We start from the raw sequence: 12,007 nt of genomic DNA, 5'->3' as shown, positions 1-12,007 counted from the left end.
GGGAGGTTCAGCTCGACGGGAGCATCTCCGAGGTGATCGCCCATCGCTCATGGTCGCGCCACGCCCCGTCGATGTAGATGAAGTCCGGCGAGAACCCCTCGAGCCGGAATCCGCAGCGCCGGGCGAGGGCGATCGAGGCCGCGTTGCGGGGCTGGACGTTGATCTCCAGGCGGTGCAGCCCCATCGCCCCGAAGGCGTACCGGACCACGAGCCCGAGCCCCTCGGCCATCAGCCCGCGCCCCGTGGCGTGTGCGAAGGCGCCATAGCCCAGCGCCCCGCACAGGAAGCCGCCCTCGACGATGTTGTTGATGTTGATGAAGCCGGCGATGGCCCCGTTGTCCCGTTCGCAGACCAGGAACCCGGCCTTCGTACGGTCCTCGATGAGCCGCCCCGCGTAGGCGGCGTAGGCGGCGACGCTGCGGGGCGGGAAGAGCCAGGGCTGGTGCAGCGCCTTGCTGTCCCGGGCCCGTGCGGTGAACTCGGCACCGTCCTCGTAGGTGAAGTGCCGGATGCCCACCCGGGGGCCCTCGGCAAGGTAGGCGGAGGCGTTCTCAGGCATCCCGACACAGTACGCGACGGCGGCCTTCACGCCAGGCCCTAGATGAGCGCCGGCTCCTCCAGCGTCAGGGTCCCCGCGTCCGCGTCGAGTTCGGCCCGTACCCCGAAGGGAATCGTCAACGCGCCCTCGCTGTGCCCGAATCCGAACTCCTCGGCGACCGGCACCCCGAGCCCGCCGAGCCGGTCGGTGAGCAGCGTCCGCACGCGCTCGTACGGCGAGCAGCGCACCCAGGAGCCGAGCAGGATCCCGGTGACCCCGTCCAACCAGCCGGCCCGCAGGAGTTGGGTGAGCGCCCGGTCCAGGCGGTACGTCTCCTCGCCCACGTCCTCCAGGCAGAGCAGGCCGCCGCGCGCGGAGGTCCGGGCGTGCGGGGTGCCCAGGTCGGCGGCGAGCATGCTCAGGCATCCGCCGAGCAGGACACCCGAGGCGCGGCCGGGCACGAGCGGTGCCGCGCCCCCGCCGGACTCGATCACCCGTACCGTCTCCGGTTCGAAGAGCGTCGCCCGCAGGTGTTCCTGTGCCCGCTCGTTCTTGACGAAGTCGACGGCGGCGACCATCGGCCCGTGCAGCGTCGCCAGCCCCGCCCGATTGGCGAACGCCTCGTGCAGTGCCGTGATGTCGCTGAAGCCGAGGAGCACCTTGGGCCCCGCGGCCCTTATCGCGTCCCAGTCGAGGAGGTCGACCATGCGCTGGACGCCGTAGCCGCCACGGGCGCAGAGCACCGCGGCCACGTCCGGGTCGCACCAGGCGGCCTGGAAGTCGGCGGCCCGGTCGGCGTCGGTGCCCGCGAGGTAGGCGAACTCGGGGTGCCGGTCCAGGACATGGGGTGCCACTACGGGGTCGAGGTCCCAGCCGCGCAGGATGTCGAGGCCCGCGGCCAGGCGCTCCTCGACCAGGGGTCCGCTGGGAGCGACGACGGCGACGCGGGCCCCGGGGGCGAGACGGGCGGGACGGGTCAGGGCTTTCACTGGGTGGACTCCACGATCGGTGGGACGGATCCCGTCGGCGCCGCGACAGGCTCTTCCTGGGCGGTGAGGTGCAGGATGGGGATGCCGGGCGGACGCAGGCCGAAGACCTGGGCGTACAGGGAGAGCTCGGCCTCCAGGGCCCGCACCATGGTGTCGGCCCGCCGGAACCCGTGCCCCTCTCCCTCGAAGGTGAGATAGGCGTGCGGTACGCGTCGCCCGGTCGACCGGGCCAGCCTGGCCAGGAACCGTTCGCACTGCGCGGGCGGACAGATGACGTCGTCCAGTCCCTGGAGGAGGAGGAAGGGCGCGGCGATGCGGTCGGCGCGCTCGGTGGGCGAGCGTTCCACATAGCGGCCCGGCACCTCGGCGATCGGCCCGATCAGCGTCTCCAGGTACTGCGACTCGAAGTCGTGGGTCTCCCCCGAGCCCCATTCGCCGAGGTCGAGGACCGGATACAGGATCGTGCCGCAGGCGTAGACGTCGGTGCTGGTCAGGGAGGCGGCGGTGGTCCAGCCGCCCGCGCTGCCGCCGCGGATGGCGAGCCGGCGCCGGTCGGCGGTGCCCTCCTCGGCGAGGGCGAGCGCGACGGCCGCGCAGTCCTCGACGTCGACGACGCCCCACTGCTCGCGCAGCCGGTTGCGGTACTCCCGTCCGTGCCCCGCCGATCCCCCGTAGTTGACCTCGGCGACGCCGATGCCGCGCGAGGTGAAGTAGGCGATCTCCAGGTCGAGGACGAGGGGCGCGCGGCCGGTGGGCCCGCCGTGCGCCCACACGACGTAGGGCGGCAGTTCGTCGCCGGGTGCCACGTGGTCGGGGTGGTGCGGCGGGTAGATGTGGGCGTGGACCTCACGCCCGGCGGGGCCGGTGAAGGTGCGGATCTGCGGCTCCGGGTAGTGCGCGGGGTCCACCGGGTCGGCGTGGCCGGCGCCGATCACCCGGGCGCGGCCGGTGCGGGCGTCCAGTTCGACGACCTCGTACGCGCTGCGGGGGCTGGCGGCGACGCCCACGATCCGGCTGCCGTGGACCGCGAGTGTCGGGGTGAACTCGGTCCAGGGGCCGGCCGCGTCGACGACCTCGCCGGTCTCCGGGTCCAGTATCCCGAGCGCGGTCGCGCCCCGGCCGTGCACGACGGCGACGAGCCCGCTCTCCAGCGGCGCGAACCAGCGGTACCCGATCTTCCACAGCGGCCCGCCGAACTCCTCCTCCCGGGGGCAGACCGGCGTGTCCTCCCCGAGCCGGTAGAGGTTCCACCAGCCGGTGCGGTCACTGGCGTACAGGAGGGTGCCGTCGGGGGTCCAGTCCGCCTGGGCGATCGATTCCTCCGGTCCGCCCGCGACGGGCCGCGCGCCGCGCAGGGTGCCGTGCTCGGTGACGTCGGCGAGGATCAGTTCGGTGCCGTCCCAGGGCATGCGCGGGTGGTCCCAGGCGAGCCAGGCCGCCTGCGCGCCGTCGGGCGAGAGCCGGGGTCCTGTGACGAACCGGTGGCTGCCGTCGGTGAGTTCGCGCACCGCGTCGCGGTCCTGCGCCGCCGACCCGTCGAGCGGCACCGCGGCCACGACCCGTCGTACGTCGGTGGGTCCGTCTCCGGTGAACTCCTCCAGCACACACCACACTTCGCCCAGCTCGGGGCGCAGCCGCGGGTCCACCCAGCGCAGCCCGCCGCCCACCGGGGACACGGGGGTCAACGGGCGGGGCCGCACGTCCGGGGCGTCGGGCTCGTAGGCGTAGAGCCGCTGGTCGGCGAAGTCCACGAACACCACGAACGGCCCGTCGGGGCGCATCTCGCCGGCCCAGGGCTGCCCGCCGTACTCGATGACCCGGCTGCGCACGTTCCAGGGGGCCGGCAGCACCGGCTCCTGCGTGCCGTCGGCCCGTCGGCGTACGAGGGTGCGCCGTCCGCCCTCCGTGGGCCGGGGCTCGGTCCACCATGCCTCGTCGCCGACGAAGCCGACGAACTCGGGATGCCCGTCGTGCGCGGCGGCGAGCGCCGCGTCGATGGGCGAGGGCCACGATCCGTACGCCAGGTTCTGCATCCTGTCCTCTCTAGGCCGTGCGCAGGAAGCGGTCGAGGACGCGAACGCCGAAGTGCAGCGCCTCGACGGGAACGCGTTCGTCGACTCCGTGGAAGAGGGCCTGGTAGTCGAAGCCCTCGGGGAGCTTGAGCGGGGAGAAGCCGTAGCCGGTGATGCCGAGGCGCGAGAACTGCTTGGCGTCCGTACCGCCCGACATGCAGTACGGCACCACGTGCCCCTCCGGCGCGAACTCCTCGACGGCGGCACGCATCTTGGCGTACGTCGGCGAGTCCACCGGCGACTGGAGGGCCACCTCGCGGTGGTGGAACTCCCACTCCACGTCCGGTCCGGTGAGCCGGTCGAGGGTCGTGCGGAACTCCTCCTCGCCGCCGGGCAGATAGCGGCCGTCCACGTGGGCGACGGCCTCCCCCGGAATCACGTTGATCTTGTAACCGGCGCTGAGCATGGTCGGGTTGGCGCTGCTCCGGACGGTCGCCTCGACGAGCGCGGCGGCGGGCCCGAGCTTGTCGAGGAGGCCGTCGACATCGTCCAGGTCGGCGTCGACGCCGTACAACGTGGCGAGTTCGGTGAGGGCGGCGCGGACGGTCGGGGTGAGCCTGAGGGGCCACTCGTACGCGCCGATCCGGGCGATCGCCTCGGCCAGCCGGGTCACCGCGTTCGCCCGGTTCACCTTGGAGCCGTGGCCCGCCCGCCCGCGCGCGGTGAGCTTGAGCCAGCCCGTGCCGCGCTCGCCCGCCGCGATCGGGTACAGCTCCCGGCCCGCGCCGTCGTGGAAGGTGAACGCCCCGGACTCGCTGATGCCCTCGGTACAGCCCTCGAACAAGTCCGGATGCCGGTCGGCGAGGAACCCGGAGCCGTCCTGCGCGCTCGCCTCCTCGTCGGCTGTGAACGCGATCACCAGGTCGCGCCTGGGCCTGACGCCGAGGCGCGCCCACAGGCGTACGACCGCAAGGATCATCGCGTCCATGTTCTTCATGTCTACCGCGCCGCGACCCCACACAACCCCGTCGCGGATCTCCCCGGAGAACGGGTGCACGCTCCAGTCGTCGGCCTGCGCGGGCACCACGTCGAGGTGACCGTGGACGAGCAGCGCGTCGGCGGACGGGTCGGTGCCTTCGAGACGGGCGACGACGTTCGTACGGCCCTCGGTGCGCTCCAGCAGCGTGGGTTCGAGGCCCGCTTCGGCGAGGCGCGCGGCGGCGTACTCGGCGGCGGGGCGCTCCTGGCAGTCGCCGCCGCCCCGGTTGGTGGTGTCGAAGCGGATGAGATCGGAGGTGAACCGTACGACCTCGTCCAACGCCCGCTCGTCCACGGCCCGCTCCTCCGTGGCCCGCTCCTCCGTGGCCCGTTCGTCCACAGCCCACTCGTTCATGGCCCTCCGCTCAGCCATACTGCTCCTCCACCGCGGCCGAGACGATCGTGGTGACCGCCTTGAAGGTGCGAATCCCCTCGTACATGGTGTCGCTGGTGTACTCCACCTTGCGCTCCCCGACGCGCCGCACACCCGGCACGACGGTGGCCGCCATCGACAGGTGTTCGGCGTCGAATTCGAGTGCCACCGTGAACGGGCCACCCACCAGCGGTTCTTGACGTACCGCCAGGGCTGCCGCCGTCTTGGCCGCGGCCCGGATGTCGGCGGCGGTCCTGGCCGGTGTGCGGCAGACCGCCGTGTACCGCGACACATGGTCCTTGACCGCGACCTTGAGTGCCTCCGGCGCGTAGCCGAGCGCGTCCTCGCAGGTCAGGTCGTCGCCGGTGACGAGCACGACGGGCACCCCGTACTCGGCGACGACATGGGAGTTGAGCAGTCCCTCGCTGGCCCGTACGTCGTTCACCCACACGCCGGTGATCGAGTTGGGGAGGTAGGTGTGGGCGAGGACGCCCTCCGTGCCGGCGCCCGTGTGGTAGCCGACGAACGCGATCCCGTCGACGTCTCCGTTCTGGACGCCCTCCACCATGGACAGCGTCTTGTGGCGTCCGGTGATCATCTCGGCCCGGTCGTCGAGCTGCTCCAGCAACAGGTTGCGCATGGACCAGTGGGCCTCGTTGATCAGTACCTCGTCGGCGCCGCCGTCGAAGAAGCCGAGGACGGCGGCGTTGACGTCCGAGGTGAACATCGGCCGGCAACGCTCCCACTGCGGGGTCCCCGGCAACACGTCGGCGGGACAGGTCACCCCGGTGGCGCCCTCCATGTCGGCGCTGATGAGGATCTTCACGACACACCCTTCCGGCACAGGTCAGCGGCTGTCTCCATGTCGTGTCACGTTACGTGGCGCCGTGCGGCCGGGCCAGAAGGCCCTCCACGGACGGCGCCGGCGCCGTCCGTGGAGGGCCACTGTGCGCAGCAGACGAGACCCGGATCGAGGAGGTCCAGGCCCTCGACGAAGGTGGTGATCTCCGCGCGGCCACGGGCGGTGACCAGCGGGGTCGCGCACGTCGAGGGTTCCCGCGACGCTCCGCATGACGGCGCCGGGGTCGTGGACGCCGGCGTCGAGGTGGTCGGTGGCGCCCTCGGGCGTGCCGGTCAGCAGCGCGCGGGCGTGGGCGAGCACCTCGCGGTGGCTGTCCCGACCGCCGATCCAGTAGTTCCACGGCAACGGCTCAGAGGGTAGGCATCGCCCGGATCAGTCCTCGTAAACGGTCAGCACGACACCGTCGAGTTCGATGCGGCGCGGGGTGCCGCCCTCGCCCCGGACGAGGGCGTCCAGGCAGCGCCGGAAGAGTTTCAGCTCCTCCTCGTCGAGGACGGCCGCCGCGAGGTCGAGGAGTTCGGTGAGTGCGCCCTCGGTCAGTATGGCGGGCAGCTCACCGGAGAGGAGGACGACGGACTCGCCCGTACTGCCCCGCACCACTGCGGTGGTGGGTCCTCCGTGCACGAACAGCACATGTCCCCCTGGGTGACACAGGGGTCGTGCGGCTCACGTGCCCCGAGCAGAATGAGAGACTAGCTGCGGATCTTGGGGGTTTCGGCCGTTCTGGATTCTTTTACCGGGAACCCCGGGAAGCGGAACCGGAGCACTCGGACGGGCGTCTTCGCCGTACGGCCCTTGACCGGGCCAAAGCCTCCGGGGCGCCTGCGACGGAGCGACCGTACGGACCGAACCCAGGTCAACGTCTCCTTGACGAGGGGCTCCGACATCCGGCGCAGACCCCCGCAGCACCGCCGCCGCCCAAGTCCACCCGCCCCTACGACGCCACTCCGCCCCCCATCACCCGAATGCAAGCCGCCCTCGTAGACGCGGACGCATCCCCCTCCGGAGACGACCGCCACCCCGCCAGGACGGGCCATTGCCCACCGGCCGGGCCCCCCTCCGGCACCGAGGACCCCAGAGCCGCGGACGCCCGCCAACGCACCACCCACCCGGCGCGACGCGCCCCGACAGGCCCGGCCTGTCCGGCGGATCATGCCGCAGACGCGGGTCTGGCACGCCCTCCCCCAAGCTCTTCGAGCAGGGGGTGCCCCCAGCGGCGTTGTCGTCGGTCGCCAAACCTCCGCCATGACTCCCTCCTCCGCCTTGCAGCCGCACGCACCAGACCCCGCTCACCCGCGCCTATGAGGCGCCGTTACTTCCCTCCGACCTGATCCGCCGGACAGGCCCTAGCCGCGTCGCGCGTCGCGGCCCAGCAAGGACTCGACCAGGGCGGCGACATGGCGGCGGTCGTCGGCCGAGAGTTGCTGGACGCTGGCGATGAGCAGGTCGACCTCGGGGTCGGCCGGCGCGCCGGACGCGCCTTCGGCGGGCGGGGCGTCGGCCGCGTAGACATGAATGCCGCACGCCTCCGCGGCGGCCCGCCGCACGGTGTCCAACGACAGTCCAAGCCCCTTGGACAGTCCTTCCAGCGTGCTGGGCTGGGGCATGCGCACCACCCGCTCGGCCGTGGCCAAGTGGTGGACGGTGGAGCGCGGAATGCCGCCCCGACGTGCCACCTCGCCGTAGGACCAGCCTTCGCGGTCGAGGCGATCTCTGATGATCTGCTGCAGTGCGTTGGCCACCGATGGTCACTTCCTGCTCGCCGCCGGGCGGAACTCTTCCAAGCGGGATCGATTCTACGGGGGGCTTCGCTCCGGCCCCAGAAGTCTTTCCCCGAACCGCTTGCGCGGCGAGCTCCAGGGCTACTACTGTCCAATCTCGTTGGACAGCGCGTCCGACCAGATTGGACAGAGTTTGGGGGGAACCAGCCTCCGTCCGATCGGAAATGCCCATCCCTGAGGGGGAATTGATCATGATGGACAACCGTGAACTCGACACCGAGACCGCTGAGCTGCTTCCGGGTCGCGAGGCCCTCGGCCGGCTGAAGTTCAGCTTCGGCAAGACCGTCAACGTGACCAAGCACGTCGCGAACATCGACGCCTCCAACCAGTCGGCCGCCCTGAACGACCACTCCAGCTGGTCGGACGCGTCGTCGGGCGCCTCGCAGGCCATCAACGTCCACCAGTAATCGGCATCGGAGGCTCGCCCGCCTCCGCATCACCGGATGCTCGCCCGCATCCGCCTCTGTGCCATCACCACACCCGCATCAACGAACCACGTCCCGAAAGGACATCCCATGAGCATGGACATGAACGAGCTGCAGTCCGAGTCCGCCGAGCTGCTCCCCGGCCGCGAGGCCCTGGGCCGCCTGAAGTTCAGCTTCGGCCGCACCACCAACGTGACCAAGCACGTCGCCAACATCAGCGCCCACAACGAGTCGGCCGCTCTGAACGACCACTCCAGCTGGTCGGTGGCGGAGTCCAGCGCCAACCAGGCGATCAACGTCACGCAGTAACACCCGCCGCGTACGACGGCTGTTCGGCGGACCGCGCCCGGGGGCGGGCGGGGTCCGCCCTTGGGGGGGAAGGACCAGAAATGACGGCACTGGGGGACGGGCCCGCGTTGCTGTACGACACCGGGTCGCCGGTGCCGGGGCCGGGGGGAATCCCGGTCACCTACGAGCAGTTCGCCACGGGAAGCCTGCCGGTTGTCGGCGCCGGCGTCGAGGCGCTGCCGGTGCCTCGGCTGAGCTCCGGGCTCAAACTGCACGGGGAGTACCAGGGTTCGGGCTTCACCGAGCCGAAGTACATCGCGCGCCGCGGAGACGGCCAGGTCGTGCAGCTGTCACGGCTGCTGTACCTGGTCGCCTCCGCGATCGACGGCGTGAACGACATCGAGACCATCTCGCACCGGGTCAGCGCCCGCTACGGCCGCGAGCTCAGCGCCGACAACGTGCGATTCCTGGTCGAGGAGAAACTCGACCCGCTCGGCGTCACCGTGCCGGAGGGCAAGGAGGAGGACGAGGTCTCGGCGCCGCGCTCCGACCTGCTCCTCGCCCTCAAGGGGCACCGGATCATCTTCAACGAGCGCAGGGCGGACCGGATCGCCCGCTCGCTGGCCTGGCTGCACCGCCCCACGGTGGTCGTGCTGATGCTGGCGGCGGCCGTGGCCATGGACGTCTGGCTGTTCGGCTTCTTCGGCGCGGTGGAACCCGTGCTCCAGGTCCTCGACCAGCCGGTCCTGATGCTCGTCGTGTTCGCGCTCACCGTGGCCTCGCTGGTCTTCCACGAGTTCGGCCACGCCTCGGCGTGCAGATACGGGGGCGCACGGCCGGGCTGCATCGGCTGCGGGCTCTTCCTCATCTGGCCGTCCATGTACACCGACGTGACGGACATCTACCGGATCGGCCGGGCCGGACGGCTCCGTACCGACCTGGGCGGGGTGTACTTCAACGTCGTCTTCATGCTCGGGATGGCGGGCGCGTACTTCGCCACCGGGCAGCAGTTCTTCCTGGCCACGGTCTATCTCGGGCACTTCGAGATCCTGGAGCAGCTGATGCCGGCCGTCCGGCTGGACGGCTACTACATCCTGGGTGACCTCGCCGGCGTCCCGGACCTCTACGGCAAGATCAAACCGATTCTGCTCAGCACGGTGCCGGGCCGGCGTGGCAAGGCGGCGCGCGCCGAGGTCGTCGGGCTCAAGAAGTCGTCCCGGACCATCATCACCACCTGGGTCCTCACCATGGTGCCGCTGCTGATCGGCGAGCTCGGGTACGCGCTGTGGAACCTGCCGCGGATCGTCGCGACGATGGTCCGCTCGCTCACCGACCAGGTCGTGGGCACCGGGGACGCCTTCGCGGGCGGTCAGATCGCCGCGGCCCTGATGGGCGTGATCGGCTGCTTCATGCTGCTGTGCCCGATGGCCGGCGTGGTCTATCTGTCGCTCAAGATGGGCGGCCGGGTCTTCCGCGCCGCGAAGCGGTCGACGGCGGACAAGCCCCGGCTGCGGGTGGCACTGTGCGCGCTGGCACTGCTGGGCCTCGGCTCGCTGAGCTACGCGTGGGTGTCCGGTGTGACACCCGAGCCACTGCCGAAGCGTCCACCGATCGCGCCGATCCTCCAGCCCGGCGTGTCCACGGCCGAGCCGCCCGCCCGGCCCGCGACCGCGCCCCGGCCGCACACCTCACCGTCCGACACCTCGGCGGCCCTGCCGTCCGGCGCCGCGTCCCCCGGCTCCACGGCCACCACCGCGCCGAGCGCGTCGGCCTCGCCCAGCGCGGACGCCTCCGCCTCCACGTCACCCGGCGCCTCCCCGTCCACGAAGCCGACCACACCGGGCGGCGGTCCGGGCACGACGGGTTCCGTCTCGGCCGGTCCGTCCGCGGGTCCGTCCGAGCCGGCCGGCCCGTCGCCGTCCGTCTCGTCGTCCGCACCGGCGCCCTCGACGGATCCGCCGACGCCGACCGAATCCGTCAGCGCGACCGGCGCACCGAGCCCGGCCACCCCGTGACCGCCCTCGGCGATCACCGGCCCGGTGGCCGTCGTCCCGCCGAACCACGACCGCAGGAGACCCATGTGAGTATCCATCCCAACACGCACCGCAAGCCTCGCCCGGCAAGCCGGGGCCTCTCCCAACGAGCCATGCGCATAGGCCTGTTCGCGGCCGGCGCGGCCGGTATCGCCGCGGCTGTCCCGGCCCAGGCCGCCACCGCGGCGGCGGGCTCGGTCGCCCGCCACGCCGTCGCCGAGGACCACACCTTCAGTCACGCCGACCGGGCGCATCCGACCCAGGTCAAGGACTCCTTCACCGTGCGGCAGCTCGGCACGGCGAAGGCGGTGGGTGTACGCAACCAGGCGGGCGCCGTCTCCGTCGGCTGCTCGGTCGACGCGCACTGCCGGTCGGTCGCACTGTCCTTCCAGATCGTCACGCTGGCGGGCCAGAACACCCACCTGAACGCGGTGAACCTCAGCGACGCGACCAACGAGCACTGCGACGGCTGCCAAACCCTCGCCGGCGCCTACCAGTTCGTGGTGTCCACCGCCCGTCCGTTCACCCTGGACGCCACCGCGCAGCGCAAGCTCGCCGACATCCACCGCAGGCTGGACGACCTGACCCGGTCCAAGATCCCGGCGGCCGACCTCAAGACACAGGCCGACTCGCTGGCCGCGGAGGTCACCGACGTCCTGCACGACGCGGTGGCAGGCGCGCCGAAGGCCCCGGACGCGCCCGCCGTCGCGGTCCACCGTCACCTGGACGGCTGGCCCGGCCACTGACCCAACGGCCACCATGAAGGGGTACGGCGTCACCGACCGGCAGGTGACGCCGTACCCGTGCGTGCGGCTCAGCCGGCCGTACGTCCTGCCACCAGCCACTTCGACGGCAGCTCGATCCGCGCGCCCTCGGGCGTGAACTCAGTCGTCACGAGGGGGAGTTCACCACTCGCGAGGACGGTGAGGCCCGCCGCGCGAAGGTAGTCGGGAACCGCGTCGTCGGACACCTCGCCGGGCGCGATGCCGTGCCGAAAGATGGGGGCCAGTTTGGGCGGCGGTCCGTCGGAGCTCCGGGCCAGGCCCATCAGGACCGGACGGGCGGCTTCGGAGAGTTCGACGAGAAAGGCCCGGCCGCGCTCCCCCACCAAGGTGGCGAGGGCGTCCACCAGCGGCTGGCGGTCGTCCGGCTCGCACTGGTGGAGCACGCCCCGCATATAGACGTTGGCGTCGCCCAGCTCCGCGTGCAGGGTCTGCGCCTCGGTCTTCTCGGCCGCGTCGAGCAGCCGGTACGTCGCCTGGCCCGCCGGATCGGCGAGGCGGGCGTGCTCGAGAGCGGCGGCCGAGAGGTCGGCACCGACCACATGCCGGAAGCGGTCGGCCAGGAAGCGGGTCTGGGTGCCGTTGCCGCAGCCCAGGTCCACGACCGGCAGATCATGAGCCGACAGGTACGGCTCGAAGAGGGCGAGGTGAACGCCCGCGGTCAGTGCGGGGTCCGCGTCCCAGAAGACGGCTCCCTGCTCGTCGGGGGCCTCGCGCCAGAAGCCCTCCCAGGCCTCCCTGTACCGATGTGTCACGCTCATGCCCGCTCCCCAGGTCGCCACCGCGGCCCGCCGAGGATGGCGGGCGGGATCGGTCTATCGCGCCGGGCGTGCGTCGACAAGCCTCCGGCGCATTCCTGCACGGTTCATTTCGATCCGCGTACGCC

General features: G+C 71.8%; 13 protein-coding genes. 4 read left to right on the top strand and 9 right to left on the bottom strand.

What is annotated here, in order from left to right:
• Positions 1 to 7: 7 nt before the first annotated feature.
• The 8 genes from ACIRA5_RS15040 to ACIRA5_RS15005 form a co-directional block, all read right to left on the bottom strand.
• Positions 8 to 559: a GNAT family N-acetyltransferase gene (locus ACIRA5_RS15040; RefSeq protein ID WP_403690934.1), complete on the bottom strand. Its 552-nt coding sequence runs from the start codon at positions 557 to 559 to the stop codon at positions 8 to 10.
• 38 nt (positions 560 to 597) lie between these two features.
• Positions 598 to 1,527 carry an LD-carboxypeptidase gene (locus ACIRA5_RS15035; protein ID WP_403690932.1) on the bottom strand — a complete coding sequence of 310 codons (930 nt, stop codon included), beginning with the start codon at positions 1,525 to 1,527 and terminating at the stop codon, positions 598 to 600.
• Entirely contained in the window at positions 1,524 to 3,560 is a 2,037-nt protein-coding gene (locus tag ACIRA5_RS15030; RefSeq protein ID WP_403690931.1) for a prolyl oligopeptidase family serine peptidase, read from the bottom strand. Before ACIRA5_RS15030 ends, ACIRA5_RS15035 begins: the two co-directional genes overlap by 4 nt.
• Before the next feature lie 10 nt (positions 3,561 to 3,570).
• Positions 3,571 to 4,932: a M20/M25/M40 family metallo-hydrolase gene (locus ACIRA5_RS15025; protein WP_403691328.1), complete on the bottom strand. Its 1,362-nt coding sequence runs from the start codon at positions 4,930 to 4,932 to the stop codon at positions 3,571 to 3,573.
• A gap of 10 nt (positions 4,933 to 4,942) precedes the next feature.
• Positions 4,943 to 5,776, bottom strand: coding sequence for a M55 family metallopeptidase (locus tag ACIRA5_RS15020; RefSeq protein ID WP_403690930.1), 834 nt, complete (start codon positions 5,774 to 5,776; stop codon positions 4,943 to 4,945).
• 21 nt (positions 5,777 to 5,797) lie between these two features.
• Positions 5,798 to 6,112 carry an SAM-dependent methyltransferase gene (locus tag ACIRA5_RS15015; protein WP_403691326.1) on the bottom strand — a complete coding sequence of 105 codons (315 nt, stop codon included), beginning with the start codon at positions 6,110 to 6,112 and terminating at the stop codon, positions 5,798 to 5,800.
• Between the two features lie 72 nt (positions 6,113 to 6,184).
• Complete coding sequence (locus ACIRA5_RS15010) at positions 6,185 to 6,436, bottom strand: hypothetical protein (protein ID WP_403690929.1); 252 nt, start codon at positions 6,434 to 6,436, stop codon at positions 6,185 to 6,187.
• A 722-nt stretch (positions 6,437 to 7,158) separates the two neighbouring features.
• Positions 7,159 to 7,554 carry a helix-turn-helix transcriptional regulator gene (locus ACIRA5_RS15005; protein WP_351438890.1) on the bottom strand — a complete coding sequence of 132 codons (396 nt, stop codon included), beginning with the start codon at positions 7,552 to 7,554 and terminating at the stop codon, positions 7,159 to 7,161.
• 230 nt (positions 7,555 to 7,784) lie between these two features.
• Here ACIRA5_RS15005 and ACIRA5_RS15000 point away from each other — a divergent pair, with 230 nt between their 5' ends.
• The 4 genes from ACIRA5_RS15000 (at position 7,785) to ACIRA5_RS14985 (ending at position 11,085) form a co-directional block, all read left to right on the top strand.
• Entirely contained in the window at positions 7,785 to 8,000 is a 216-nt protein-coding gene (locus tag ACIRA5_RS15000; RefSeq protein WP_254649600.1) for a hypothetical protein, read from the top strand.
• A 108-nt stretch (positions 8,001 to 8,108) separates the two neighbouring features.
• Positions 8,109 to 8,327: a hypothetical protein gene (locus tag ACIRA5_RS14995; RefSeq protein WP_054230284.1), complete on the top strand. Its 219-nt coding sequence runs from the start codon at positions 8,109 to 8,111 to the stop codon at positions 8,325 to 8,327.
• An 80-nt stretch (positions 8,328 to 8,407) separates the two neighbouring features.
• A complete protein-coding gene (locus ACIRA5_RS14990) occupies positions 8,408 to 10,321 on the top strand; it encodes a hypothetical protein (RefSeq protein ID WP_403690926.1) in 1,914 nt (637 codons plus the stop codon).
• A 65-nt stretch (positions 10,322 to 10,386) separates the two neighbouring features.
• The gene (locus ACIRA5_RS14985) at positions 10,387 to 11,085 is read left to right on the top strand and encodes a hypothetical protein (protein ID WP_403690925.1); all 699 of its coding nucleotides are present in this window, start codon (positions 10,387 to 10,389) and stop codon (positions 11,083 to 11,085) included.
• Positions 11,086 to 11,153: 68 nt separating this feature from the next.
• Here ACIRA5_RS14985 and ACIRA5_RS14980 read toward each other — a convergent pair whose 3' ends face one another.
• Positions 11,154 to 11,882 carry a class I SAM-dependent methyltransferase gene (locus ACIRA5_RS14980; protein ID WP_403690923.1) on the bottom strand — a complete coding sequence of 243 codons (729 nt, stop codon included), beginning with the start codon at positions 11,880 to 11,882 and terminating at the stop codon, positions 11,154 to 11,156.
• Positions 11,883 to 12,007 lie beyond the last annotated feature (125 nt).

The sequence above is a fragment of the Streptomyces sp. NPDC096311 genome (assembly GCF_044763085.1).
GTDB lineage: Bacteria > Actinomycetota > Actinomycetes > Streptomycetales > Streptomycetaceae > Streptomyces.
Note: the sequence above shows the minus strand (reverse complement) of the source record. Positions and strands in the feature narration are given on the sequence as shown.